Genomic DNA, 25,716 nt, shown 5'->3' with positions numbered 1-25,716 from the left:
GCGTCCGATTACCGCAATCGGGGCCTGCCGTCGGGTAGCCGCCATTCCTTCGGACTAGGTTTTCGTCTGTCACCGCATTGACGACACGCCGCAACGAAGGAAGCTGAACCGATGGACGAGAACGAATCCCTGGCGGAGCGTTTCGAGGAGAACCGCCCGCGCCTGCGGGCGGTCGCCTACCGGATGCTCGGCTCACTGAGCGAGGCGGAGGACGCCGTCCAGGAAGCCTGGTTGCGGGCGGCCAGCTCCAGCGAGGGTGTGGAGAACCTGAGCGGCTGGCTGACCACGGTCGTCTCGCGGGTCTGCCTCGACATGCTGCGCTCACGCCAGGCCCGGCGGGAGGATCCGCTCGACGTCCATGTGCCCGACCCGATCGTGGACCGCCCGGACCGGGTGGACCCCGAGCACGAGGCGCTGCTGACCGACTCGGTCGGGCTCGCCCTGCTCGTCGTCCTCGACACCCTGGCCCCGGCCGAACGGCTGGCGTTCGTACTGCACGACATGTTCGGCGTGCCGTTCGAGGAGATCGCGCCGATCGTGGACCGCGCCCCGGCGGCCACCCGGCAGCTGGCCAGCCGGGCCCGCCGCCGGGTTCAGGGCCGGGCCGTCCCCGACCCGGACCTGAACCGGCAGCGCAAGGTCGTCGACGCGTTCCTCGCGGCGGCGCGCGGCGGCGACTTCGAGGGCCTGCTCGCCACGCTCGACCCGGACATCGTGCTCCGGGCCGACTACGGGCCGGGCTCGCTCACCCCGTCCAAGACGGTGCTCGGCGCCCACGCCGTGGTCCAGAACGCGCTGTCCTTCGCCCAGTACGCCCAGTTCGCCCGTCCGGCGCTGGTCAACGGCGCCATGGGGGTGGTCAACGCCCCGGAGGGCCGGACGATGGCGGTGCTCGGCTTCACTGTCCGGGACGACCGCATCGTCGAGATCAACATCCTCGCCGACCTGGAGCGCCTGGCCACTGTCGACGTGGCGGCGCTCGACGCCTGACCCCGGCGCCTCCCGGGGCCCGCGAGCCCCGGGAGGTCAGCCCGCGCCGTGGCCGGAGGCGATCGCCTCGACGCGGTGGGCGAGCTCGAAGTCCTTCTCGGTCACCCGGCCGCCCGCGTCGTGGCTGTTCACCGTGAGCGCCACCGTGTTGTAGCCGAGCGTCAGGTCCGAGTGGTGGTTCAGCTCGTCCTGGATCTGGGCGATGTGGATGACCATCGCGGTGGCCGCGAAGTGCGAGGCGAGCCGGTAGGTGCGGGCGAGGCGCTCCTCGCCGTCCGGGACCGACCAGCCCGGCAGTTCGCGCAGGCGGTCCTCGATGTCCTTCTGCGACAGCGGCTCAACGGGCATGGCCGGACTCCTTACGAGGTGGTGACGGTGCGGGGTGGAGCGCGGCTTCTCCGGCTCCGTCTCCGTAGCGTCGCCCCTATGCGTGTACTTGTCACGGGAGGCGCGGGCTTCATCGGCTCGCAGATCGTCTCGGCCCTCTCCGCCCGGGGCCATGAACCAGTCGTCCTCGACCGCGCGGTCCGGCCCGGCGACGACGTCCGCGACCGGGAGGCGGTCACCAGGGCGCTGCGCGGCGTGGACGCCGTCTGCCACCAGGCCGCGATGGTCGGCCTCGGCACGGACTTCTCCGACGCGCCCGACTATGTGGCGTGCAACGACCTCGGCACGGCGGTGCTGCTCGCCGTGATGGCCGAGGGGGGCCCGCGGGACCTGGTGCTCGCCGGGTCGATGGTGGTGTACGGGGAGGGGCACTACGAGTGCCCGCGCCACGGCCCCGTACGCCCCGGGCCCCGGCCGTACGAGGAGCTGGCGGCCGGGCGCTTCGAGCCGCTGTGCCCGCGCTGCGGCGCGGAGCTGGCGCCGGGTCTGGTCGGTGAGGACGCGCCCGCGGACCCGCGCAACGTGTACGCCGCGACCAAACTGGCCCAGGAGCATCTGTCGGCCGCCTGGGCGCGGGCCACCGGCGGCCGTGCGGTGTCGCTGCGCTACCACAACGTGTACGGGCCGGGGATGCCCCGCGACACCCCGTACGCCGGGGTCGCCTCGTTCTTCCGCTCGGCCCTCGCACGCGGCGAGGCGCCCCGGGTCTTCGAGGACGGCCGCCAGCGCCGGGACTTCGTCCACGTACGCGATGTGGCCGAGGCGAACGCGGTGGCCCTGGAGGCCCTGCACGAGCGCCCGCCGGGGACCCTCACCGCGTACAACACGGGCAGCGGGACCCCGCACACGGTGGGCGAGATGGCCGAGGCGCTGGCCGGGGCGTACGGCGGGCCCGCACCGGTGGTGACGGGCGAGTACCGGCTCGGGGACGTCCGCCACATCACGGCCGACTCGGCGCGGCTGCGGGAGCAGCTCGGATGGCGGCCGGCGGTGGGGTTCGCGGAGGGGATGGCGGAGTTCGCACGGGCGGAGCTGCGCCCGGCCACCGGCTGACGTTTCGTCAGGAACGGGCCGCCGGGAGGATCAGTTCGAAGCGGCAGCCGCCGTGCACGTTGTGGACGGCGGCGCTGCCCGCGTGGGCCTCGACGATGCCCCGCACGATCGCGAGGCCCAGGCCCGCGCCGCCCGGCGGGGTGCGCGCCTCGGTGCCGCGCCAGCCGGTGTCGAAGACGCGGGTCAGATCGTCGTCGGGGATGCCGCCGCAGCCGTCCGTCACCGAGAGCACCACCGACTCCGCGCGCGCCTCCGCCGCGACCGCGACCGTGCCATCCGCCGGGGTGTGCCGGATCGCGTTGACCAGCAGGTTGGCCAGGACCCGGGTCATCTCCTTGCCGTCCACCTCGACCGGGACCGGCTCGACGCGTTCGCCGACCAGCCGGACGCCGTGCTCGCGGGCGAGCGGGTCGGCGCCCGCCAGCGCGTCCCCGACCAGGTCGTGGACGGACATCCGGGCCGGGTTGAGGGCGAGCGCGCCGGCGTGGATGCGGGAGAGCTCGAAGAGGTCGCCCACCATGCCGTTGAGGCGCTCGACCTCGGTGCGGATCTGCCGGAAGTAGCGCTCGGGGTCCTTGGCCATGCCGTCCTCCAGGGCCTCGGCCATCGCCCGCAGCCCCGCGAGCGGGGTGCGCAGATCGTGCGAGATCCAGGCGACGAGCTCGCGGCGGGAGGTCTCCAGGGCGCGTTCGCGCTCGCGGGACGCGGAGAGCTTGGCGCTGGTGGCGGCCAGCTCGCGACTGAGCGCGGCGAGTTCGGCGGTGGCCGGCCCCTCGGGCGCGGCGAAGCTGCCGCCGTCACCGAACGAGCGCGTGGCCAGGGCGAGTTGACGGCTGCTGGCGACGACCCGGCGGCCCAGGATGAGCGCGGTGGCGAGCGAGACGGCCGCGGCCATCGCGATGACCAGGGTGACGACCTTCAGGTCGTGCGAGGACAGGAACATCTCCCAGGCCACGGCGAGCGTCCCGGCGAGCATCGCGCTGACCGCGACGGCGGCCACCACGGCGAGCGAGGCGGTGACCGAGCGGTGGCGCAGCAGGCGCAGCGCGAGGGCCCCGAGCAGGCCCGCGGCGGCGGCGCCCAGGAACGCGTACACGGCGATGAGCAGGACGTCGCTCATGTCAGACCTCCTCTCCGGCGAGGCCCGTGCCTTGCGGCTCACCCTCGCCCTCGCCCGCGCTCTCGCCCGCGCTCTCCGCCTCGAAGCGGTACCCGACTCCCCACACCGTCCGGATGAGCCTCGGCTTCGCCGGGTCGTCCTCGACCTTGCCGCGCAAGCGCCGCACATGGACGGTGACGGTGGACAGGTCTCCGAACTCCCAGCCCCACACGTCACGCATCAGCCGCTCGCGGGTGACGGCCTCGCCCGGGTGGCTCATCAGATAGGCGAGGAGGTCGAACTCCCGCAGGGTCAGGGCGAGTTCGGCGCCCTGCTTGGCGGCGCGGCGGGCGGCCGGGTCCAGGACGAGGCCCGCGCGCCGCACCGGCGGTCCCGGCCGGGCGGCGGCGGCCCGGCCGCGGCGCAGTACGGAGTCGACGCGCAGCACCAGCTCGCGCGGGCTGAACGGCTTGGTGACGTAGTCGTCGGCACCTATCTCCAGGCCCAGGACGCGGTCGTCCTCGTCGCCGCGCGCGGTGAGCATGATGACCGGTACGGGGCCGGTGCTCCGCAGCGTGCGGCAGACCTCCAGGCCGTCCATGCCCGGCAGCATCAGGTCGAGGACGACGAGGTCGGGCCATCGCGCACCGGCCGCGCGCAGGGCGGCGGGGCCGTCGCCGGCGTGCTCGACCTCGTACCCGGCGCGTTCGAGGTAGCCGGTGACCACCTCGGCCACCGTCGGGTCGTCGTCGACGACGAGGATGCGGGACTGGGCGTTGTGCATGGCGACAGCGTCGCATCCGGTGGGTCCCCGCGTCGCCACCCGGATGGCCGACCCGGGACGACGTCCCTGTTTCGTAAGAACCCGAAGTCCCGATTTGTCCGCCGCGACTTCGTACCGTGAAGGGCGTGACCGACTCGATCCCCACGACGGTGGACGTCGTACTGCCCTGCCTCGACGAGGCAGGGGCCCTGCCCTGGGTGCTGGCCAGGATCCCCGAGGGCTGGCGGGCCGTCGTCGTCGACAACGGCTCGACGGACGGCTCGGCCGAGATCGCCCGCGCGCTCGGCGCGACCGTGGTGCACGAGGACCGGCGCGGCTTCGGCGCGGCCTGCCACGCCGGGCTGCTCGCGGCCCGGGCCGAGTACGTGTGCTTCTGCGACTGCGACGGCTCGCTCGACCCCGGACTCCTCGCGCCCTTCGTACGGGAGGTGGCCGCCGGTGACGCCGACCTCGTCCTGGGGCGGCGCAGGCCCACCGCGCGTGGGGCCTGGCCACCGCACGCGCGCGCCGGGAACCTGGCCCTGTCCAGGATGCTGCGCCGCCGCACCGGGCTGCGCCTGCACGACCTGGGCCCGCTGCGGGCGGCCCGGCGCGCGCCGCTGCTCGCGCTCGGCATCGCGGACCGGCGCAGCGGCTATCCGCTGGAGATGGTGGTGCGCGCGGCGGACGCCGGATGGCGGGTGCGCGAGCACGACGTGCCGTATCTGCAGCGCACCGGCAAGTCGAAGGTGACCGGCACCTGGCGGGGCACCTGGCAGGCCGTACGGGACATGCGCGCGGTGCTCGCCCTGCCGCCCGGGCCGTCGCTCCCCGCCACGACGGCGGGTGCCCGGTGACGGGGCGGGGCGCGCCGGTCACCCTCCTGGTGATCGCCAAGGCGCCGGTGCCGGGCCGGGTCAAGACGCGGCTGACCCCGCCGTACTCGCCGGAGGAGGCCGCGCGGATCGCCGAGGCCGCGCTCGCCGACACGCTGGACGCGTTGCTCGCCGCACCGGCCCGGCGCCGGGTGCTCGTCCTCGACGGGGCGCCCGGCCCGTGGCTCCCGCCGGGCATCGAGGTCGTCCCGCAGTGCGCGGGAGGCCTGGACGAAAGGCTGGCGGCGGCCTTCGCGCTCGATCCGGGCCCGGCCCTGCTCATCGGCATGGACACCCCGCAGGTGGGCCCGGCCCTGCTGGCGCCCGCCCTGGCCGGCTGGGGGCCCGGCGAGGCGTGGTTCGGCCCGGCGGCCGACGGCGGCTTCTGGTCGCTCGGCCTGACCGCCCCCGACCCCGCGCTGCTGCGCGGCGTCCCCATGTCCGTCCCCGAGACGGGCGCGGTCCAGCGGCGGCGGCTCGTCGACGCGGGGCTCACCGTGCACGAGCTGCCGCCGCTGCGGGACGTCGACACCGCGGCCGACGTGGGTGAAGTTGCGGCGCTCGCGCCGGGCGGCCGGTTCGCGCGGGCCGTGGCCGCGTGCGCGGGCGGCTCCTTCAAGGCGGCCGCCGGGGCGCGGGGCGCCGCGCGATGACCACGACCGCCGTGCCCGCCGCACTCGCCTGGCGGGCCGATCCGTACACCGCCGCCCTGCGCAGCGGGCGAGGGCCGCTGTTCCTGCACCGCCAGGACGGGTGGCTGCTGCCCCTTGAGGTGGAGCGGTGGTGTGCGGCGCCGGACCCGGCCGACCTGACCGTGCTGCGGCGGTGCCGGGGCGCCGCGCTCGACATCGGGTGCGGGCCCGGGCGTCTGGTGGTGGCGCTGGCCGCGCTCGGTACGGCCGCGCTCGGCGTCGACGTGAGCCCCGAGGCCGTCCGCCGCACCCAGCGGTCGGGCGGCAGCGCCCTGTGCCGGTCGGTCTTCGACCCGCTGCCCGGCGAGGGCCGCTGGCAGACCGCGCTCCTGCTCGACGGCAACGTCGGCATCGGCGGCGACCCGGCCGCGCTGCTCGCACGGGCGGCCCAACTGGTGGACCTCGACGGGCAGTTGATCGTGGAGGCGGCGCCCTTCGACGTGGACGAGCGCGTGGAGGTGCGGGTGGCCGACGGCCGGGGCGCCTTCGGGTCGGGCTTCCCCTGGTCGCGGCTCGGCACCGCCGCGCTGGTGCGGTACGCGCACGCCACCGGCTGGCGGGCGGCCGAGCGGTGGACGGCCGCCGGGCGCCCGTTCGTCGTGCTGCGCCGGACGTGAGCGCGGGGGCGCGGGCCCGGACTCTGGGTGGGAGTCCGGGCCCGCCCCTTTCACCGTGGGGGGATCAGCTGAGGTTCAGCGCCGTGTCGTCGACGACGAACGACGTCTGCAGGCTGGAGTCCTCGGTGCCGTTGAACTTGAGGGTCACCGTCGACCCGGCGAGCGACGACAGGTCGAAGGTCTTCAGCGCGTAACCGGAGTTCTTGTTGAGGTTGGAGTAGCTGGCCAGGGTGGTCGAGCCGGCCGTCACCGTCAGCTTGTCGTAGGCGGTGGAGGTGGTCGACTCGCGGGTGTCGATGTGCAGGTAGTACGTCAGCGTGGCGTGGCAGCCCTGCGGGATGGTCACCGTCTGGGAGAGCGAGTCGGTGTGCGTCGCCCCGTAGCCGTCCAGCCAGGCCTTCCAGGAGCCGGAGTGCGCGGGCTCACCCGTGCTGTTGTCGATCACGCCCGCCGTGGCCGACCAGGGCGCGGCCGAGCCGGTCTCGAAGCCGGGGTTGCCGAGCAGCTGGGCGGGCTGGCAGCCGCCGCCGGGCTGGGTGACGGTCCAGCTGAACGAGGTGCTGCCGGTGGCCGCGGTGGTGTCCCGGGCGGTGACGGTCACGCTGGAGGTGCCGGCAGCCGTCGGGGTGCCGGAGACCAGACCGGTCGAGGAGTTGATGGACAGGCCCGCCGGGAGGCCCGTGGCGCTGTACGTCAGGCTCTGGCCGGTGTCCGAGTCGGTGGCCTTGATCTGGAGGGAGACCGCCGTGTTGATCTGGGTGCTCTGGTTGCCGGGGTTGGTCACGGTGACGGTGTTGCCCTGGCTGGTGCCGCCGGCGAACGCGGCGGCGCCGTTCGGGGTGCCGAGGCCGGTGGGGCCGTCGTAGCCGGTGCCCGCCTTGCAGAGGTAGGTGCCGCAGGAGCCGTTGGCGCCGGACGTCACGTCGTACAGCGACGAGGTGTGGGCGTACGGGTAGGAGGCCGGGTAGCTGCCCGCCGCCGGGGTGCCCGCCAGGGCGTAGACGCCCGCGATGATCGGCGAGGAGGCGCTGGTGCCGCCGTACACGTTCCAGCCACTGGCCTGGTAACTGTCGTACACCGCGAGGCCGGTGGCCGGGTCGGCGACCGCGGAGACGTCGGAGACGCTCCGCTTGGCGCAGCCGGTGTCCTTCTGCCAGGAGGGCTTCGCGTCGTAGGCGGAGCAGCCGGAGCCCGCGCCCTGGCCGCCGGAGCTGGTGCCCCAGACCGACTCGGACCAGCCGCGCGCGTTGCTCGCGCGGCTCAGCGAGGTGCCGCCGACCGAGGTCACGTACTGGGACGCGGCCGGGTACTCGACGCCGTAGCCGCTGTCGCCGGAGGAGACGGTGATGGCGACGCCCGGGTGGTTGAAGTACGCGGAGTCGGAGGACGGGTCGGTGGAGTCCTCGCCGCCGCCGTAGCTGTTGGAGACGTACTTGGCGCCCATGGTGACCGCGCGGTTCACGGCCGCGCCCAGGTCCTCCATCGTGGGCTGGTTCGCCTCGACGAGCAGGATGTGGCAGGACGGGCACACCGCGCTGACCATGTCGACGTCGAGGGAGATCTCACCGGCCCAGCCGGAGTCGGGCGTCGGGTAGCTGGTGCCGCCGTTCTGGTCGACTTTCTTGAAGCAGCCGTTGGCGGTGGTGCACGCCGGAAGGCCGTACTGCGTGCGGTAAGTGGCCAGGTCGGACTCGGCGTTGGGGTCGTCGTAGGCGTCGATGATCGCCACGGTGGCGCCGGAGCCGCCGGACGGCAGGGCGTAGGCGCTCTGCAGGTCGGAGGGGCCGTAGCCGGAGGGCGCGGCGTCCGGCACGACGCCGAGGTGGTGCTCCACATCGGTACGGGCCAGGGCCAGACAGGACATCCGGCCCGGCTGGGTGGCCTGCGCGCAGAGCCGCTCGGTGGGGGCGGCGGCCTGGGCGGGGGCGTCGTGCGCGGGGGCGGCGGAGACGGACGGGGCGGCGGCCAGGAGCCCGCCGGTGGCGAGTGCCACCAGGGACACGAGTGCGGTGGCGGCTCTGCCGGTCGGCTTTCTGAGCCCCAGGGGTCTCTTCGCGTGCGAGGGTCTCTTCGCGTACATGGAACTGCCCTCCATGGGGGGGGTCGGCTCGCCGGGATGAGGGACGAGCGGAAGGCGACCGTCGATGGATCTGCATGGCGGGTGCATGACAAGATCGCCTCTGAGAAGGTGCCACCCGGTTGAGTGGTGGCACGGTTGAACGTAGGACAGCCGCCCGGCGCCGACAACTCCCGTACGGGCAAAGCGAAAGGCAAGGATTCCCGGGATTCTCCTGGGGGTCCGGCTGGATCACACCGCACTGATCGCGTATACCGTGGTTGACCATGGAGCCGGAGCAGGAGTCGGTCAACGACCTCGTCGCCCTTGGACTTTCGCGCTACGAGGCGCGTGTGTACCTCGCGCTGGTCCGGCGCGACTCCTATACGGCAGCCGAGGTCGCGCGGGAGGCCGAGGTGCCCCGCCAGCGGATCTACGACGTGCTCGACGGCCTGGTCAGGGCGCAGCTGGCGGTCGCGCACCAGGGGCGGGTCACCACGTTCGGCGCGGTGGCACCGGAGCTCGCACTCACCCGTCTGATGGCCCGTCAGAGAGAGTACCTGGAACGGCTGGAACACGTCTCGACGGGGCTCACCGCGGCCCTGCTGCCACTGTGGGAGGCCGGGCGCTCGCACACCGACCCGCTCGACTACATCGAGGTGCTGCGCGACCCGAAGACGATCGCCGAGCGGTTCGCGGACATCCAGGACCAGGCGGACGGCGAGCTCCTCACCTTCTGCCGCCCGCCGTTCGTCGCGCCCGCCGCCAACCTCCCCGGTCTCAGGGCCGCGCGGCGGCTGCGGCGGGGCGGCGGCACGGTGCGGGCGCTGTACACGTACGACGCGCTCCGCGACGAGGAGGTCCTGGAGAACGTCGCCCGCTTCGGCGAGGCGGGCGAGGAGGCGCGCTTCACCGAGGAGCTCCCCCTCAAGCTGGTGATCGCGGACGCGTCACTGGTGCTGTGCGACATGCCGGACCCGGTCGCGGGGACGGGTGCGACGACCGCGCTGTACATCGAGCATCCGGCGCTGGCTGCGTGTCTGCGGCTGGCGTTCCTGACGGTGTGGGAAGGGGCGGAGACGATTCAGCGGGTAAGTGGTGGCGCGGCTTCGTAGATGCAGTGATCCGGCCGCGGGTTGTCTGTGGCTGGTCGCGCCCACGCGGCGGAGCCACACATGTCACGGCCCCGCGCCCCTGGGGCCTGTCCGGCGGATCCTGTCTGGGACGCGGGGCCCTGGCACGCCCTCCCCCAAGGCCTCAAGGGCCAGGGGGGACCTCCAGCGGCGTTGTCGTGGGTTGCCGACTCCCCCAAGCTCTCGACTTCGTTCGAGCGGGGGGGGGAGACCCCCATCGCGTCGACGCCCTCCTCCGCCTTGCAGCATTGGGGTCTCCCCTGCTCGAACGAAGTTGAGAGCTTGGGGAAGCACCAGAACCCCGCTCACCAGGACCGGAAGACGCAGGCACCTCGCAGGCGACCACATCCGCCGGACAGGCCCTAGCGGGGCCCCCGACGCCGCCCAGCCTGCACCCGCCTGACGACCAGCACCAGCCCTGTCGCGATCGCGACCACCCCCAGCAGCTCCAGCCAGTTGCGCACGTAATCCAGCGGCAGCACCGTCGCATTGTTGTGCGGGCCGGGGCGCAGGATGTCCGGGAGGGCGATTGCCGTGAGGCAGCCGGCGGTTACCAGGGCCGCCCGCAGCGGGCCGCGCACCCCGGGGCGGGTCGCCGCCACGCCCAGGCCGACGAGCAGCACCAGCGGTGCGATCAGCCCGTCGTGCAGCACGACCGCCCCGACCAGCCACACCGCCACGTCCCACGGCGACTGCGCCCACACCAGCGACACCCCGAGACCCATGGTGGCGACCCCGAGCGCGCCCACCGCGTACCGTCCCACCATCACCGCACCTCCAGTCGCGTGACCCACTTGGTCTGGAGCACCCCGGGCCGGTTGGGGGCGATGATGCGGGCCGGGTAGCCGTGGTCGGGGGTGAGCACCTGCCCGTTGAGCCGCAGCGCGAGGAGGGTGAGCGGGTCGCGCGCGTAGGTGCGGCCCATGTCCATCACGCGGTACGTGCCGTGCTGTTCGAGCGAGACGACCCGCAGTGCGGACCCGGGCGCCCCGGCCCGCTCCGTGAGGTCCTTGATCCGTACACCGGTCCAGTGCGCGTTCTTGCTCCACCCCTCGACGCACGCGATGGGCAGCTCCACCTCGTACTGGGGCAGCGCGGCCAGTTCGTCGAGCGTCAGCTCGTACGGGCGCGGCCCCAGCACCGCCAGCCGCCAGGCCGCCGTGTCCACCCGGGTCGTCCCCGCGGCCGCCGCCGTGCGGTTGACGGGCAGACCAAGCGGGCCGTGGTCGGGGTGGCGGGGCGCCAGCAGGTCGAGGTCCCCCAGCGGGGTGAGGGACTGGCCGACGGTCGTCACGGTGACCGCACCCACCGCCACCGCGAGCCCGGTGAGCAGCGAGCGCCGGTCGAGCGCGCTCTCCGGCTCCGTCGGCAACGCGCGCGTGGCGGCCGAGCGCCGCCACCAGTACGCCTTGATGTCCGGCCACTTCACCGCCAGGTGCAGCAGCAGTGCGCCGGTGAGGAGCCAGCCGACCGCGAAGTGGACGGGTACGAAACTGAACGGCCACGGGTACCACTGCACGGTGTTGAGCAGCCCGGTCAGCAGCTCGAAGACCGCGCCCGCGACGAGCACCGCCACCGAGAGCCGCTCCAGCGCATGCCGTACGCCGTTGAGCGCGGGCCACACGAACAGCTTCGGGTAGACGGTCCACAGCTTGCCGAAGAGCAGCGGGATCGCGGCGATGCCCACCCCCACGTGCAGGCCCTGGTTCAGCCGGTACCCCCAGCTGGGGCGGGCGGGCAGGTCGTCCGCCAGCCAGCCCGGCGGGTGCTGGAGGTAGTGGCTCAGCACGCCGGTGACCATGCAGACCAGCATGGCCACGCCGAGGAGCCGGCCGATCGCCGTCGCCGTGCGCCTGTCGTGAAGCCCTCCCCTGAAGGACGGCAGCAGCGCCGACGGCGGCGGGGGAAGCGGGAGTCGTGACTTCATGTCTCTATGACATCCCCGGAACGCCCTGAACAGGGCTCCTGACACCTTACGGTTCACGGACGCGTCGCGCGATGGGCCGTCCGGGCGCCTGTCGGCCTGCCAATGTGGACGGGTGATCGCTCCGCGTACCGCCACCGCCCCGGCCGCCCCGCCGGCCGACACACCGGCCGCCCTGCGCCGCTCGGCCCCGACGGCCGTGCTGCTGGCCGCGCTCACCGCCGTGCTCGTCCTGACGGTCGTCGAGGACGGCTACTACTTCCACCCGTCCACGCTCTCCTGGTGGTATCTGGCCTGCTGGCTGCTGTTCGCGGCGGCCGCTTGGTCGCTGCGCCGGGTCCCGGCCCGCCACCGGACCGGTCTGGTCCTGGCCGGCGGGGTGCTGGTCGCGGCGACCGGCCTGGCGGCGCCGCCGACCACCAGCACGGACATGTTCCGCTACGCCTGGGACGGCCGGGTGCAGTCGGCGGGGATCTCGCCGTACGACCACGCCCCCGCGGACCGGGAGTTGGCCGGGCTGCGCGACGACTGGCTGTTCCCCAGGGGCGCGGCGTGCGAGGGCCCGGACCGGGCCCGGTTCGGCGAGCCGGACCGCTGCACCCGCCTCAACCGCCCCAAGGTGCACACCATCTACCCGCCGGTGGCCGAGGCGTACTTCCTCGCTGTCCACGGGCTCTCCCCCGCCGCCGCCCGCCACAAGCCGCTGCAGGTGGGCGGCGCCGTGCTCGCCGTCGCCACCACGGGCGTCCTGCTGCTGGTCCTGCGGCGGCGCGGGGACGACGTGACGCGGGCGGCGTACTGGGCGTGGTGCCCGGCGGTGCCGATCGAGGCGGTGAACAACGCGCACGTGGACGGGCTGGCGGTGCTGTTCTCGGTGGCGGGGCTCGGCGCGGTCGCGGTGCGCCGCCGGGCGGTCGGAGGCGTGCTGATCGGCGCCGGGATCGCGGCGAAGATGCTGCCCGCCGTGGTGCTGCCGGGTGCCCTCGCGGGCCTACTGGCGGGGCGCCGCCCTGACTGGCGGCGCGCGGCGACCGTCCTCGTCCCGGCCACCGTGTGCGTGGCGCTCTCCTACCTCCCGTACGTCCTCGTCTCGCACGCGTCCGTCTTCGGCTATCTGGGCGGGTACGCGGAGGAGGAGGGGTACGACGACGCGTCCGCCCGCAGCCGTTACGGGCTGCTGCGGCTGGTCCTCCCGGACTCCTGGGCACTGCCCGCGGCACTCGCCCTGGTGGGGCTCGTCGTCCTGTACGTGCTGCGCCGGGGCGATCCGGAGCGCCCCTGGAGCGGCGCCCTGCTGGTCCTCGGCTGGGCGTTCTGCCTGATGACGCCCGGCTATTCGTGGTACGCCCTGCTGCTCGTCGCGCTGGTGGCCCTGGACGGCCGCTGGGAGTGGCTGGCGGTCGCCGCCGCGGGGGCCGTCTGTTACGTGACGGCGTGGGCGATGCCGCACTCCTTCGACATCGTCAGGACGAGCGCGTACGCGGTGGCGGCGGCGATCGTGCTGGCCGGGTGGGGGGTGCGGCGCCGGGCGTTGTCAGAGGCCCGGGTTAGTGTCTGAGGTATGACGACAACTGCCGCGATCGACACGGGAGTAGGGCCGATGCTGCGCGGCTGGCGCGAGCAGCGCAGGATCAGCCAGCTGGAGCTGGCCCTGCGCGCCGACTCGTCCGCGCGGCACATCAGTTTCATCGAGACCGGCAGGTCGCGCCCGAGCCAGGAGATGATCCTGCGCCTCGCCGAGCACCTGGAGGTGCCGGTCCGCGAGCGCAACGCCCTGCTGCTGGCGGCCGGCTACGCCCCGCAGTTCGCGGAGACGTCCCTGGACGACCCGTCCATGGGCGCCCTGCGCGAGGCCATGGAGCGGCTGCTGCGGGGGTACGAGCCGTTCCCGGCGCTGATAGTCGACGGCACGTATACGGTCCTCGCGGCGAACCGGGGCATCGCGATGCTCGCCGAAGGCGTGCCCGAGCGGCTGCTCGCTCCCCCACTCAACGCGATGCGTCTGACCCTCCACCCGCAGGGCCTGGCGCCGCGCATCCGCAATCTGCGCCAGTGGCGCGGCCATCTGTTCGAGCAGATGGAGCGCCAGATCGCCCTGATGCGCTCGGACGCCCTGCGCGAGCTGTACGAGGAGGTCGCGGCGCACCCCGTGCCCGAGGCGGCGGACGAGGACACCTCCGACCACGCCGTCTTCCCCTTCGCGCTGCCGCTGCGCATCGAACACCGGGGCACGGTCCTGTCGTTCATATCGACGATCGCCACGTTCAACACACCGATGGACGTGACCGTCTCCGAGCTGGCCATCGAGACGTTCCTGCCGGCCGACCCGGAGACGTTCGCCTACCTCCAGTCGTTCACACCGTAGGCGGTACGCGGTCGAGGAATCCGGCCACGGTGGCGACCCGGCCGTCCTCGGCGAGCGTGATCACATCGGACCCGGCGACCGGCGCGGCCCCGTCCGCGACCGAGACCAGCTCCCAGCGGAACCGGGCCAGGTCGTGGTGCCCGTCGACGGCCCCGTCCAGGCGGAACTCGAAGCCGGGGAACTGGGCGTGGGCCCCGCCGATCAGCGCGGCTATGGCGTCGTGCCCGGTGACGTCGGCCAGCGGGTCGGTGTAGCTGCCGTCCGCGCTCCAGGCGGCCTCGACGGCCTTGGCCAGCTCCTGGGCCGAGCCGGTGGCGTTCCACGCCTCGAAGTAGCGGGCGACGGCGGCCTCGTAGCGGTTCTCGGACATGGAAATCAGCCTCCGGAAAGGACGAGAATCAAGGACTCATACGGTGGTGGAACCCGGGCCCCGGCCGGAGTGCGCCGCCCGGGACCCGATGGCTCCACCTTGCCCGGCGGGGGTGGTGGGGGTCGATTACGTGCGAGGTAATGCCGCCCGCCGTCATCACCGGCGGTCCCTCTCGTCCGGCCCCCTTGTCGCCGCCCCGATCACCGCCTTAGCCTCCGGATCGTGTCCCTCCACACCCCTGGCGTCACGGACCTCCACTACGTCGAAGCCCTCGCGCCCGGTGGCGGGGGGTGTCTGCTGCCGCCGCGCGCCTGGTACGCCGGGTCGGATGCCAAACGGCTCTCACTGAACGGGAGTTGGCAGTTCCGGCTCGCGGGTACCGCCGACGCGCACGACGACGGCTTCGCCGTGCCCGGGTACGACGCCGGGGAGTGGGGCGAGGTGCGGGTGCCCGGGCACTGGGTACTCCAGGGCGACGGCGCCTTCGGCGGGCCGATATACACCAACCACCTCTACCCGTTCCCGGTCGACCCGCCACGCGTACCGACCGAGAACCCGACCGGTGACCATCTGCGGGTCTTCGACCTGCCCGACGACTGGCCGCCGGCGGGCGAGGGCGGCGCGGTGCTGCGCTTCGACGGCGTCGAGTCGTGCGCCCGGGTGTGGCTCAACGGCGAGGAGCTGGGCCACTTCAAGGGCAGCAGGCTGCCGCACGAGTTCACCGTCGGGCCGCTTCTGAAGGCGCGCGGGAACGTGCTGGCCGTGCGGGTGCACCAGTGGTCGTCGGGCTCGTACCTGGAGGACCAGGACCAGTGGTGGCTGCCCGGCATCTTCCGTGATGTCACGCTGGTGCACCGCCCCGAGGGGTGCGCAGGCGACCACTTCGTCCACGCCTCCTACGACCACCGCACCGGTGAGGGAACCCTGCGGGTCGAGTCCGACACCGCCGGCCGCGTCACCGTGCCCGAGCTCGGCATCGACCTGGCGACCGGCGCCGAGGTCACCGTGCGGGTCGAGCCGTGGACGGCGGAGACCCCGCGCCTGTACGACGGGGTGCTGGCCACGGCGGGCGAGCGCGTCCCGCTGCGGATCGGCTTCCGCACGGTCGCCCTGGAGGACGGCCTGATCAAGGTCAACGGACAGCCGCTGCTCTTCCGGGGCGTCAACCGGCACGAGTTCCACCCCGCGACGGGCCGGGCCCTGGACGCGCACACGATGCGCCGCGATGTGCTCCTGATGAAGCAGCATCACATCAACGCCGTGCGGACCAGCCACTATCCGCCGCACCCCGCCTTCCTCGACCTCTGCGACGAGTTCGGGCTCTGGGTCGTCGACGAGTGCGACCTGGAGACGCACGGCTTCGTCGAGCAGGCGTGGCGCGACAACCCGGTGGACGACGACCGCTGGGCCCCGGCGCTGCTCGACCGGGCGGCCCGGATGGTCGAGCGCGACAAGAACCACCCGTCGGTCGTCGTCTGGTCGCTCGGCAACGAGGCCGGGACCGGGCGCGGGCTGACCGCCATGGCGCACTGGATCCGCTCCCGCGACGCCTCGCGCCCGATCCACTACGAGGGCGACTCCGACTGCCACGACACCGACATGTACTCGCGGATGTACGCCTCGCACGCCGAGGTCGAGCGGATCGGCCGCCATCTCGACGGCGGCCCGCAGCGACGCCGCGAACTCCCCTTCATCCTGTGCGAGTACGCCCACGCGATGGGCAACGGCCCCGGCGGACTCGCGGAGTACCAGCGCCTGTTCGACACGTACGAGCGCTGCCAGGGCGGCTTCGTCTGGGAGTGGATCGACCACGGTCTGGAGCACCCGGCGTACGGCTACGCCTACGGCGGCGACTACGGCGAGGAGCTGCACGACGGCAACTTCGTCTGCGACGGCCTGCTCTTCCCCGACCGCACCCCCTCCCCGGGTCTGGCCGAGTACAAGAAGGTGATCGAGCCGGTACGCATCGAGGGCGACGGCCGGGCGGGCACGGTCCGGATCACCAACCTGTACGCCTTCACCGACCTCTCCGGACTCGCCTTCACCTGGTCGTACGAGTCGGACGGCGTGCCTCTCGCCACCGGCACCCTCGCGGTGCCGGAGCTCGGCCCGGGCGAGCGGGCGGAGCTGAAACTCCCCGAGCGGCCCGCCGGGGCCGACCCGGCGGCCGAGACCCGGTGGACGGTACAGGCGGTGCTCGCGGAGCCGACGGCGTGGGGAGCGCGGGGGCACGAGATGGCCTGGTCCCAACTTCCCGTGAACGCACGGACATCGGCGCCCGCCGCCCTTGGCGCTCGTCCCGTCCGCTCCGGGGATCGGGTCGCTCTCGGTCCGGCCGTCTTCGACGCCCGGACCGGAGCGCCCGTGGCCTTCGGCGCCGTGGCGGTCACCGGGCTGCGCCTCGACGTGTGGCGCGCCCCCACCGACAACGACAACGGCGCGCCCTGGCGACCCGATCTGCTGCACGGGCCGCGCTGGCGCGAGCTGGGGCTGCACCGTATGCACCACCGTCGGGACTCGGTCGAGTTGACCGGGGACGCGCTGGTCGTGCGCAGCCGCGTGGCCCCGGCGGCCCGTGACGTGGGCCTCGCCACGGAGTACCGGTGGACGTCCGACGGGCCCCGACTGCGGCTGACGGTCGCGGTCACGCCGGAGGGCGAGTGGCAGGTGCCGCTGCCCCGGCTCGGCATCCGGTTCGGCCTCACGGGTACCGCCTGGGGCAGCCGCGTCCCGGTGCGCTGGTTCGGCGGCGGGCCTGGCGAGGCGTACCCGGACACGGCGGCCGCGTCGGCGGTCGGGCTGTGGCAGACGGACGTGGACGCCCTCCAGACGCCGTACGTCCGGCCGCAGGAGAACGGGGCCCGGGCCGACGTCCGTTGGGCGGAGATCGGGGGGCTGCGCGTCGAGGGCGACCCGGAGTTCTGGTTCACCGCACGGCGCTGGACGACCGAACATCTCGATGAGGCACGGCACTTGACCGATCTCGTCCCGGGCGACACGGTCTGGGTCACGCTCGACCACCGCCAGCACGGCATCGGCTCCCAGTCGTGCGGCCCGGGTCCGCTTCCACAGCACCAACTCCACGCGGAACCTTCGGAGTTCGCCTTCACCTTCTCCGAACTCTCCCACTGACAGCGCGGACGAGATCGCGCGCGGGCGCCCCCGGGTCGCCCGCGCGCCTCGCGCTGCCCGGGACCCCTCCGTCCCCCGTTCGGCCGTACCGCGTCACCCGAGTGAGCTACCCGCTCCGGAATCTCCCTCTAATCGGTTAATTACCCCGATCAAGAACATGGGCATGACCATGCTCGGGGATACGTGACAGGCACACGACCGCACACCCCTGGAGCACCCGCGTGGAAACCGCAGGCGTCTGCCCGGCAGGAGACAAGGAAGTTCCATGGCCACCCTGTGCCGCCCCTCAGTAGCCGTACCCGACCATGTGATCACGCAGGAGGAGACGCTCGCTCTCGCCCGTGAGACGCATGCCGACCATCCCCAGCGGGACCTCGTCCTGCGCCTCATCCAGAACACCGGGGTCCGTACCCGCCACCTCGTACAGCCGATCGAGGAGACCCTGCTCCACCCCGGCTTCGAGGAACGCAATCTGCTGTACGAGACGGAGGCCAAGGCCCGGGTGCCCGATGTCGTCAAGCAGGCACTGGTCCACGCCGAGGTGGAGGCCAAGGACATCGACCTGATCGTCTACGTCTCCTGCACCGGCTTCATGATGCCTTCGCTGACCGCCTGGCTGATCAACACCATGGGGTTCAGGACCGAGACCCGGCAGCTGCCGATCGCCCAGCTCGGCTGCGCCGCCGGAGGCGCGGCGATCAACCGTGCGCACGACTTCTGCACGGCGTATCCGCGCTCCAACGTACTGATCGTGTCCTGCGAATTCTGCTCGCTCTGCTACCAGCCGACCGACATCGGCGTCGGCTCGCTGCTCTCCAACGGTCTCTTCGGCGACGCGATCTCGGCGGCCGTGGTGCGCGGCGAGGGCGGCACCGGGATGCGGATCGAGCGCAACGGCTCGCACCTGGTGCCCAACACCGAGGACTGGATCTCGTACGCCGTGCGCGACACCGGGTTCCACTTCCTGCTCGACAAGCGCGTCCCCGGCACCATGGAAATGCTCGCGCCCGCCCTCAAGGCGCTCGTGGCGCAGCACAGTTGGGAGATCCCGCAGATGGACTTCTTCATCGTCCACGCGGGCGGGCCGCGCATCCTGGACGACCTGTGCCACTTCCTGGACCTGCCGCCGGAGATGTTCCGCTTCAGCCGTGCCACCCTCACCGAGCGCGGCAACATCGCCAGCTCCGTGGTCTTCGACGCGCTGGCCCGGCTCTTCGACGAGGGCGGCGCGGCGGACGGGGCGGGCGGGCTCATCGCGGGCTTCGGCCCCGGGATCACGGCCGAGACGGCGATCGGGCGATGGGCAACAGCGGCCCCGATGGCGGCGGCGATGAGCAACTGACCACCCGCCGCGTTCAGCGCTCCGGGGGCGTCTCGCGGGCGCAGGACGCCCCCTCGGCGGGCAGGACGCCGTCGAGCAGGAAGGCGTCCGCCGTGTCGCGGACGCACTGCGAGGCCGTGTACCCGCCGTGCCCCTCGCCCTCGTAGCTGAGGACCACGCCTTTGCCCAGGTGGCGGGCGGTCTCCGCCGCCCACTGGTACGGGGTGGCGGGGTCGCCCTTGGTGCCGATCAGCAGCACGGGCGGCGCGCCGGTCTTGTCTATCTTGCGGATGTAGTCCGTACCGGCGGGCCAGCCCGTGCAGGAGATCGCCGCGCCCACCTGGTCCGGGCCGAACATCGGGGAGGCCTTGGCGAACTTCTGCTCCAGTGAGGCGAGTTCGGCGGCCGGGTCCCTGGCGCGCACCGGGTCGTCGGCGCAGTTGACCGCGAGCAGCGCCTCGCGGCTGTTGTCGTCGTCGGCGCGGTCGCCCTGCGCGTCCTCCCCCGCGAACTGCTTGTTGATCTCGTCGAGGACGGCCGGGTCCCCCTTGTCGTGGAGGGTGGCGATGCCCTGAGCGAGGGTCGGCCACAGCTGCTCGGCGTAGAGCGAGTTGGTGATCGCGGTACGCAGGTCGCCGGAGGTGAAGTCGGCGCCGGAGGCGGTTCTGGCGCTCTTGCGGTCGAGCTGGGCGACGGTCGCGTCCAGTGTGCTGGTCGCCTTGGCGGTGCCGGCGCCGAGCGGGCACACGGCACCCTGTGCGGCGCAGTCGGACAGGAAGGTGTCCAGGCCCTTCTGGAACGCCCTGGCCTGGGCGAGCGCCGACTGCGCCGCGTCCGCCGTCAGCGAGTCCACGGCGTCCAGGACCATGCGCCCGGTCCGCCTGGGGAACTGGGCCGCGTAGACCGCGCCGAGCCGGGTGCCGTAGGAGATGCCGAAGTAGTTCAGCTTCTTGTCGCCGAGCGCCTGGCGCAGCACGTCCAGGTCACGCGAGGCATTGATGGTGCCCACGTGCGGCAGCAGCTCGCCGGTGACCTTGCGGCACTCCTCGGCCACCGCCTTCAGCTCGTCGACGAGCTGGCTCCGGCCCTCGGCGTCGTCGGCCGGGGCGCTGTCCGAGGAGCTCTCGATGTCCTGCTCGGCCTTGGCGCCGCAGTGCACGGGTGCGCTGCGGCCCACTCCCCGCGGGTCGAAGCTCACCAGGTCGTACGCCGGGGCGAGCCGCGCGGTGTCCGCCGTGAAGCCGCCGAGGCCCTTGAGGCCGGACTCGCCGGGGCCGCCGAAGTTGAAGACGAGCGAGCCCTTGGGGGCGGTAGCGGAGACCGCGCCGCCCGGCGAGGCCGTGCCCGCCTCCGTGCCCGTGCCGGTGGGGCCCTCGCCCGACTCGGCCGCCCGTACGCGGGCCACCGCCAGCGCGATCGTGCCGGCCTCGGGCCGGGCGTAGTCGACGGGCACGGTCAGCTCGGCGCACTCCATGCCCTTGGGGGCGTCCTTGACCGTGCAGCCGCCCCAGGTCAGGTGCTGGGTGTAGAAGCGGGTCAGATCAGGCTTGCGGCCGTCCGCCGCGGCCGGGACCGTCAGGGCGAGCAGCGCCATCGCCGCACCGGCGGCGCCCGCTGTCGTACGTCCGCGCATGGCAGACCTTTCGGTCGGGTGCCCCCGCAGCAAACGTAAGCCGCCGAACGGAGTACCGCACGACGGATCGCCCACTGCCCTCACTCTCTGTGAGAACAGCAGGTCACCAGGGCGGCGGCCGGATCCCGTCCACCGCCCTGCCGTGGCGGACCCGGCTATTTGCCGTGCGGGTCCGCCGGGGGTCGGCGCTGCTCCTCTCCGGGGTCGGGGACCTCGCGTTCGGGGGTCGCGGGGGCCGGTCGGATCCGGGCGGCCTCGGCGCGCAGCATCGCGTTGAGCGCCGCGAAGGGGTCGATGGGCATGGCTGAACCACCTCGCTGTGCTGGTGAGTTGAGTACCGCTGAGCTCGCTGAGCACGGAACGCTCAGCAGCGCAGCACCACACAGCGCGTGGCATCGAGGGAAGTGGGCCCCACCCGGCCCGGCCCGCCGGGCCCGCGTACGACGGGCCGTGGCGCCATCCGTACGGAACGGGCGCCCGGCGCCGGGCGGCTCGCGCGGGCCTCCGCCGGTGGCGCGGGCGCGGCCTCGTCCGGCTGCTCCTCGCCCACCGGGCCCGGCACCGCCGACGACACGGCCGCCCGGTCCGGGGCGGGCGGACCCGCCGTCTCCGCCCCCGGCGCCGCCCCGAGCAGCGCGGCCACCACGAGCAGCACCACGACGGCGCGGCGCAGGGCGCCGAGGAGAACGGGCGGCATGCCTGAACCCTGCCCGTAAAAGCCCATGACCTGCCCGGATCCGGGCGAGATCCCCCTCCCGGGTGAATGCCCGTCAGCGCACCCGGAACACCGGCCCCTTGGGGGCGAACGGCAGCGCCCCGCCCTGCGGGTGCCGGACTGCAGGACGGTTCCGCCGCGTCCGCGCACCCGTACTCGCCCGGCGATCTCGGCCGGGGGCAGGAAGCGCGCCTCGCGGATCGGTGGCGATCCGGTCGTACACCTCCTCGGCAGACAGCCCCTTCAACCCCGGGTCGTACAGCAGCCCTTCGGGCATCTGCCCCACGCCCGTCTCGGCGGCCAGCCGTTGACGACACCCCGTTTACACGCGGGTGCTCTCCCGTACGGCCTGCTCGGGGAGTTCCACCGCGTCCTCCCGCGGACGCTGCTTGCGGGCCGCGAGGAGCGCGTACACCAGCACGCCCGCGAAGAGGAACAGCACGCCCTGGTAGACCGCCGCGTAGCCGGAGCCGGCGACCAGCCACAGCGAGAAGGCGGCGGCGAAGGAGGCGAGCAGTCCGTCGCGGATCAGGCGGCCGCGGTGGACCCGGTCGGCGCGGCCGGAGGCGAGGAAGTAGATCTGGGCGGCGGTCGACAGGAGGTAGGGGACGGTCGCCGTGAAAGTGGTGACCAGGACCAGCATCTCGAAGACGCCCTTGGCGCCCGCCGTGTAGTTGTAGACGGTCAGCGACGAGGCGAGGACGACCGTGACCAGGACGCCGACGGTGGGCACGCCCCGGCTCTTGCGGGCGAAGGCCTTGGGGAACAGCCCGTCCCGGGCCGCGGCGTACGGGGTCTGGGCGCTCAGCAGCGTCCAGCCGTTGAGGGCGCCGACCATGGAGACCAGCGCGGCGACCGCGACCGCGGTGCCGCCCCAGGTCCCGCCGAACATGGCGTCGACGGCGTCGGTGAACGGCGCGGTGGAGGTCACCAGGCGGTCGTGCGGCACGGTGCCGAAGACCGAGAGGGTGCCCAGGAGGTAGATCACGGCGGCGCCGATGGTGCCGAGGATGGTGGCGCGGCCGACGTTGCGGCGCGGGTCGCGGACCTCTCCCGCGCTGACCGCGGCCGACTCGACGCCGAGGTAGCTGAAGAGCAGGATCGCGGCCGAGGCGGAGACGGCGCCCATGGCGCTGTGGTCGTCGGCCTGGAGCGGGCCGAGGTTGGCCGGGTCGAAGAAGAAGAGCCCGCCGACCGCGACGAGCAGCAGCGGCGCGAACTTCAGGACGGTGGAGACCAGTTGCACCGCGCCCACGTAGCGGGTGCCCGCGAGGTTGGCGAGCGCGGGGAGCCACTGGAGCGTCAGCGCCGCCGCGATGGTCGCCGCCTTGTTCCCGTGCACGGGTATCAGTACGTCGAGGTAGCCCACGGCCGCCACGGCGAGCGCCGCGTTGGAGACCCAGGTGGTGATCCAGTACGACCAGGCGGCGAGGAATCCGGCGAAGTCGCCGAACGCCTCGCGCGCGTAGACGTAGGGTCCGCCGGTCTGCGGCAGCCGCTCGGCGAGGCGTCCGAAGACCAGCGCCAGCGCGATCGCGCCGACGGTCAGGACCGCGAAGGCGAGCAGACTGATGGTGCCGAAGGGGGCGACCGACGCCGGCAGCAGGAAGATACCGCCGCCGATGATGTTGCCCATGACCAGAGCGGTCGCCACCGGCAATCCGAACTGCCGGGCATGCCTGCTCTGGGTCTCTTGCGTGGTCATGGGGTGGTGCGCCTCTCTCCGTGCCGAAACCCGTTCATGTTCGGGTACGGAGGGCCCTGCTCAAAATCACGCGGATTTGTCCCGCAGAGCCGCCCCCTCAACCGGAAAAGGTCCTTCCGCTTCGGCTTCGGACCGGGGAATCTGCGGAGCGGGGGAAACCGGCACCTGCGGCCCCAGGCACTCGCGCAGCCACCTCCGCAGCACGTGGTGCACCTGCTCGGCGCCCACCAGCTGCCCGTCACCGGCGACCGGCGCCGACAGGCCGCGCGGCCACAGCAGGAACGGGTGCGCCTGCTCGCCGCCGAGTCCGCCGTGCGAGCCGATCTGCTCCTCGAAGGCGTGCACCTCACCGGTGACCGGGTCGTACATGGAGTTGACCATGATGTCGGCGGTGTGCGGGAAGGTGTCGGTGCGCCGCACGGCCTCCGCCGCGCCGGGCCCGAACCCGGTCAACGGGCCCTTCCCGTCCTCCAGCTCGGAGACCGGCACCTCGTGGACGCGGTCCGTGCCCGCGCCTCCGATGACCACCGCGCCGTGCTCCTCGCTGCGCACCAGGAGGAACCCGATGCCGGGATGCCCCGCGAGGGTGCGCAGGAGCGCCGGGTGGCGGCGGTCGATCTCCTCGCGGCTGAGCCGCCAGCCGGTGTCCGGGAAGGAGACGAGGCCGAGGTTGCCGGAGGCGAGCACGACCGGGTCGGAGGCGGGCCCCGGCTCCCCGTTCTCCGGGACCGGCCGGTGCAGTGCCACCCGCACCGCGTCCCGCGCCTCCGCGCCGCTCTTGGTGCGCCCGGCGCTGCGCGGCACGGGCAGCCCGCACCCGGCCCGCACCAGGTCCTTCAGGGTCAGCCCGTAGGCGCGCGCGAACGTCTCGCCCGGGCTCTGCCCGTGGTCGGAGAGCAGCACGATCCGGTACGCGCGCGGGGCGTGCTCCGCGACCCTGTCGATCAGCGCGATCGACCGGTCCAGGCGCTCCAGGACCTTCTGGGCGTCCCGGCCGCGCGGCCCGGAGTGATGGGCCACCTCGTCGTACGCCACCAGGTCGGCGTAGACGGCGGTGCGCCCGGCGAGCATGTCCCCGATCACCGCCGCGACCACCACATCTCGCTCGACGACGGTCGCGAACGCCCGGATGAACGGGTAGAGCCCGCCGCGCCGCACGCGCGGCGTGTCCCCGCGCAGCCGGGCGCGGGTGGACTGGCCGATCTCGCGGCCGGCCTCGGCGACGAAGGAGAGCGCGGTGCGCACGGCGTTGGCCGGGTCCGAGAAGTACGCGAAGTAGCCCGCCCGGGACCGGTTGCGGCGGCCGCGCCGGGCCGCCATCGACAGGACCAGGGCGAGCTGGTCGGCGCCGCCGGAGAAGAGGTTGCCGCGGCTGGCGCCGTCGACGGTGAGCAGCCCGCCGTCGCCGGTGCGCTCGACGGCCCGGCGCTGGAGCTCGACCGCGGAGGCCGGGCGGTTGGAGACCATCAGCTCGCCGGTGTCCTTCTCGTACCACCGGAAGGCGGGCACGTCGAAGGTGCAGCCGTGCAGGATGCCGAGCTGGCTGGCGCCGGTCTGGCTGGACCAGTCGGTGCGCCACGGGGTGAGCCGGTGGGTGCGCTCCAGCCAGCCGGCGACGGTCGGCATCAGGCCGGCGCCGACCGCGTGGCCCAGCACGTCGTGGCCGACGCCGTCGAGCTGGAGGAAGACCGTCCCGGGCGGCTCGGAGCCGCGGTCCTCGTCGCCGCGCCGGCGGCGGCGCCGGTCGGCCAGGCGCGAGAGTCTGCGCCGGTAGGCGTTGTCGTCCCGGACCGCGAGCGCGGTGGAGGTGGCGGAGGCGACGGCCGACATCACCGCGGCCACCACCACCGCGGTCTCCGGCTGGGCCGCGCCGCGCCCGCTGGGGATCAGGCTCAGCGCGATCAGCAGCAGCGAGCCGTTGAGGAAGAACACCAACAGGCCCAGGACCAGGGCCGGGACCAGCAGGAACGCGCGCACCACCAGCGGCCACACCAGGGCGCTGAGCAGACCGAACGCCCCCGCGCCCCAGGCGGCGGTGAGCGCGACGCGGGTGATGCTGTCGCCGCCCGCGGACTTCAGCCGGAAGTCGGGCAGGATCCCCGCGAGCGCCATCATCGTGAGGGTGGAGACCGCCCACACCACGATCACCCGCACCAGGGCGCTGCCCGCCGTCCGCCATCGCCCTGTGCACACGCCGCTCGTCACTGCCTCTCGCCTAGCCGTTCCCTCCCAGCGTGTCACAGGGGCGGAAACCGGCCGACGATTTTGTTTTCGCGGGCGGCGGCCGGGTCAGCAGCCGTCGTACCCGGCGGTCGGCATCGAGAGCCTGCGGTGGATGTGGGCCTTCCTGGCCGCGTCGTACGCCGGTTCGTCGAGCCCGGCCGTCTCCAGCCGCACCCCGCGGCGCTCGCACTCGGCGGAGAAGTCCGGCACGGACGTCAACGCCCGTTCGAGGACGCGCTCGTTGGGCGCGACGAAGAGGTCCACCTGGCCCGCGTCCACGTCCGCCCACAGTCCGAGGTGGTCGGGGCGCAGGCCGTAGAAGAGAAGCTGCCGGGTGACCACGTACCCCTTGTCGGCGGCCCAGCGCGCGCACATCTCGTGCTGGCTTCGGGTGTCCACCAGGAAGGGGTCCAGGTCGAGTTCCTCCAGCGGGGTCAGACTGGCGATCGCCGCCACTCGCACGTCACCCATGACCGACCCCCATGCCCTTCGTTTGTGGTGCCGACCCTACTCCTGGCTCACGGCGGCGAGGAGTAGCCGCATGAGTGGCAGATCTTCCAGCCGTCCTGGGTCATCGCGAGTATCCCGCCGCAGCGCGGGCACTGCTCAGAGTGCATGATCATGCCGGGCCTTCCCTTCGTGGACCGATGCCTACCCCGGACC

General features: G+C 73.3%; 23 protein-coding genes. 10 read left to right on the top strand and 13 right to left on the bottom strand.

Features of this window, described 5'->3' with window-relative positions; genetic code table 11:
* Nucleotides 1-111 precede the first annotated feature (111 nt).
* A complete protein-coding gene (locus ACZ499_RS07955; protein ID WP_468407318.1) occupies nucleotides 112-990 on the top strand; it encodes a sigma-70 family RNA polymerase sigma factor in 879 nt (292 codons plus the stop codon).
* Nucleotides 991-1,026: 36 nt separating this feature from the next.
* On the opposite strand, the gene ACZ499_RS07950 is transcribed toward ACZ499_RS07955, so the two are convergent.
* Nucleotides 1,027-1,338 (bottom strand): 4a-hydroxytetrahydrobiopterin dehydratase, encoded by a 312-nt coding sequence (locus tag ACZ499_RS07950; protein WP_371655595.1) that lies wholly within the window; start codon nucleotides 1,336-1,338, stop codon nucleotides 1,027-1,029.
* A gap of 78 nt (nucleotides 1,339-1,416) precedes the next feature.
* On the opposite strand from ACZ499_RS07950, the gene ACZ499_RS07945 reads away from it, so the two are divergent.
* Nucleotides 1,417-2,430: an NAD-dependent epimerase/dehydratase family protein gene (locus tag ACZ499_RS07945; protein WP_468673225.1), complete on the top strand. Its 1,014-nt coding sequence runs from the start codon at nucleotides 1,417-1,419 to the stop codon at nucleotides 2,428-2,430.
* 7 nt (nucleotides 2,431-2,437) lie between these two features.
* Here ACZ499_RS07945 and ACZ499_RS07940 read toward each other — a convergent pair whose 3' ends face one another.
* Nucleotides 2,438-3,550 (bottom strand): sensor histidine kinase, encoded by a 1,113-nt coding sequence (locus ACZ499_RS07940; RefSeq protein WP_468407324.1) that lies wholly within the window; start codon nucleotides 3,548-3,550, stop codon nucleotides 2,438-2,440.
* 1 nt (nucleotide 3,551) lies between these two features.
* Complete coding sequence (locus tag ACZ499_RS07935; RefSeq protein ID WP_468673224.1) at nucleotides 3,552-4,313, bottom strand: response regulator transcription factor; 762 nt, start codon at nucleotides 4,311-4,313, stop codon at nucleotides 3,552-3,554.
* A gap of 116 nt (nucleotides 4,314-4,429) precedes the next feature.
* On the opposite strand from ACZ499_RS07935, the gene ACZ499_RS07930 reads away from it, so the two are divergent.
* From ACZ499_RS07930 to ACZ499_RS07920, 3 genes are read left to right on the top strand one after another with little or no spacing between them, the layout of a single operon-like run.
* Entirely contained in the window at nucleotides 4,430-5,149 is a 720-nt protein-coding gene (locus tag ACZ499_RS07930) for a glycosyltransferase family 2 protein (protein WP_468673223.1), read from the top strand.
* On the top strand, nucleotides 5,146-5,820 hold the full coding sequence (locus ACZ499_RS07925; RefSeq protein WP_468673222.1) for a TIGR04282 family arsenosugar biosynthesis glycosyltransferase: 675 nt from the start codon (nucleotides 5,146-5,148) through the stop codon (nucleotides 5,818-5,820). The genes ACZ499_RS07930 and ACZ499_RS07925 overlap by 4 nt, the downstream gene beginning before the upstream one ends.
* A complete protein-coding gene (locus tag ACZ499_RS07920; RefSeq protein WP_468673221.1) occupies nucleotides 5,817-6,476 on the top strand; it encodes a methyltransferase domain-containing protein in 660 nt (219 codons plus the stop codon). Before ACZ499_RS07925 ends, ACZ499_RS07920 begins: the two co-directional genes overlap by 4 nt.
* Before the next feature lie 64 nt (nucleotides 6,477-6,540).
* Here ACZ499_RS07920 and ACZ499_RS07915 read toward each other — a convergent pair whose 3' ends face one another.
* A complete protein-coding gene (locus tag ACZ499_RS07915; RefSeq protein WP_468673220.1) occupies nucleotides 6,541-8,556 on the bottom strand; it encodes a putative Ig domain-containing protein in 2,016 nt (671 codons plus the stop codon).
* 263 nt (nucleotides 8,557-8,819) lie between these two features.
* Here ACZ499_RS07915 and ACZ499_RS07910 point away from each other — a divergent pair, with 263 nt between their 5' ends.
* Nucleotides 8,820-9,647, top strand: coding sequence for a TrmB family transcriptional regulator (locus ACZ499_RS07910; RefSeq protein WP_468673219.1), 828 nt, complete (start codon nucleotides 8,820-8,822; stop codon nucleotides 9,645-9,647).
* 380 nt (nucleotides 9,648-10,027) lie between these two features.
* Here the strand turns inward: ACZ499_RS07910 and ACZ499_RS07905 are convergent, their stop codons facing one another.
* Entirely contained in the window at nucleotides 10,028-10,432 is a 405-nt protein-coding gene (locus ACZ499_RS07905) for a hypothetical protein (protein WP_468673218.1), read from the bottom strand.
* On the bottom strand, nucleotides 10,432-11,592 hold the full coding sequence (locus ACZ499_RS07900; RefSeq protein WP_468673217.1) for a molybdopterin-dependent oxidoreductase: 1,161 nt from the start codon (nucleotides 11,590-11,592) through the stop codon (nucleotides 10,432-10,434). The genes ACZ499_RS07905 and ACZ499_RS07900 overlap by 1 nt, the downstream gene beginning before the upstream one ends.
* Nucleotides 11,593-11,764: 172 nt before the next feature.
* On the opposite strand from ACZ499_RS07900, the gene ACZ499_RS07895 reads away from it, so the two are divergent.
* Together ACZ499_RS07895 and ACZ499_RS07890 are read left to right on the top strand one after the other, a co-directional pair.
* Nucleotides 11,765-13,147 carry a glycosyltransferase 87 family protein gene (locus tag ACZ499_RS07895; protein ID WP_468673326.1) on the top strand — a complete coding sequence of 461 codons (1,383 nt, stop codon included), beginning with the start codon at nucleotides 11,765-11,767 and terminating at the stop codon, nucleotides 13,145-13,147.
* A 3-nt stretch (nucleotides 13,148-13,150) separates the two neighbouring features.
* On the top strand, nucleotides 13,151-13,954 hold the full coding sequence (locus ACZ499_RS07890) for a helix-turn-helix domain-containing protein (RefSeq protein WP_385533252.1): 804 nt from the start codon (nucleotides 13,151-13,153) through the stop codon (nucleotides 13,952-13,954).
* Here ACZ499_RS07890 and ACZ499_RS07885 read toward each other — a convergent pair.
* Complete coding sequence (locus ACZ499_RS07885; RefSeq protein ID WP_468673216.1) at nucleotides 13,944-14,324, bottom strand: nuclear transport factor 2 family protein; 381 nt, start codon at nucleotides 14,322-14,324, stop codon at nucleotides 13,944-13,946. The two genes, ACZ499_RS07890 and ACZ499_RS07885, sit on opposite strands and share 11 nt — an antisense overlap.
* A gap of 222 nt (nucleotides 14,325-14,546) precedes the next feature.
* Here ACZ499_RS07885 and ACZ499_RS07880 point away from each other — a divergent pair, with 222 nt between their 5' ends.
* The gene (locus tag ACZ499_RS07880) at nucleotides 14,547-17,456 is read left to right on the top strand and encodes a glycoside hydrolase family 2 TIM barrel-domain containing protein (protein ID WP_468673215.1); all 2,910 of its coding nucleotides are present in this window, start codon (nucleotides 14,547-14,549) and stop codon (nucleotides 17,454-17,456) included.
* 265 nt (nucleotides 17,457-17,721) lie between these two features.
* Entirely contained in the window at nucleotides 17,722-18,798 is a 1,077-nt protein-coding gene (locus tag ACZ499_RS07875; protein WP_468673214.1) for a type III polyketide synthase, read from the top strand.
* Between the two features lie 13 nt (nucleotides 18,799-18,811).
* Here ACZ499_RS07875 and ACZ499_RS07870 read toward each other — a convergent pair whose 3' ends face one another.
* The 6 genes from ACZ499_RS07870 to ACZ499_RS07845 form a co-directional block, all read right to left on the bottom strand.
* Entirely contained in the window at nucleotides 18,812-20,410 is a 1,599-nt protein-coding gene (locus ACZ499_RS07870) for an alpha/beta hydrolase (RefSeq protein ID WP_468673213.1), read from the bottom strand.
* 155 nt (nucleotides 20,411-20,565) lie between these two features.
* Nucleotides 20,566-20,712 carry a hypothetical protein gene (locus tag ACZ499_RS07865; protein WP_385533241.1) on the bottom strand — a complete coding sequence of 49 codons (147 nt, stop codon included), beginning with the start codon at nucleotides 20,710-20,712 and terminating at the stop codon, nucleotides 20,566-20,568.
* A 62-nt stretch (nucleotides 20,713-20,774) separates the two neighbouring features.
* Nucleotides 20,775-21,107 carry a hypothetical protein gene (locus ACZ499_RS07860; RefSeq protein ID WP_468673212.1) on the bottom strand — a complete coding sequence of 111 codons (333 nt, stop codon included), beginning with the start codon at nucleotides 21,105-21,107 and terminating at the stop codon, nucleotides 20,775-20,777.
* Between the two features lie 340 nt (nucleotides 21,108-21,447).
* Nucleotides 21,448-22,830, bottom strand: coding sequence for an amino acid permease (locus ACZ499_RS07855; protein WP_468673211.1), 1,383 nt, complete (start codon nucleotides 22,828-22,830; stop codon nucleotides 21,448-21,450).
* Nucleotides 22,831-22,896: 66 nt separating this feature from the next.
* A complete protein-coding gene (locus ACZ499_RS07850) occupies nucleotides 22,897-25,023 on the bottom strand; it encodes a phage holin family protein (protein WP_468673210.1) in 2,127 nt (708 codons plus the stop codon).
* Between the two features lie 96 nt (nucleotides 25,024-25,119).
* Nucleotides 25,120-25,524, bottom strand: coding sequence for a hypothetical protein (locus ACZ499_RS07845; protein ID WP_385533209.1), 405 nt, complete (start codon nucleotides 25,522-25,524; stop codon nucleotides 25,120-25,122).
* Nucleotides 25,525-25,716: the final 192 nt, after the last annotated feature.

The sequence above is a fragment of the Streptomyces sp. NPDC031265 genome (assembly GCF_055570295.1).
This window is presented reverse-complemented; position numbering and strand designations above follow the sequence as displayed.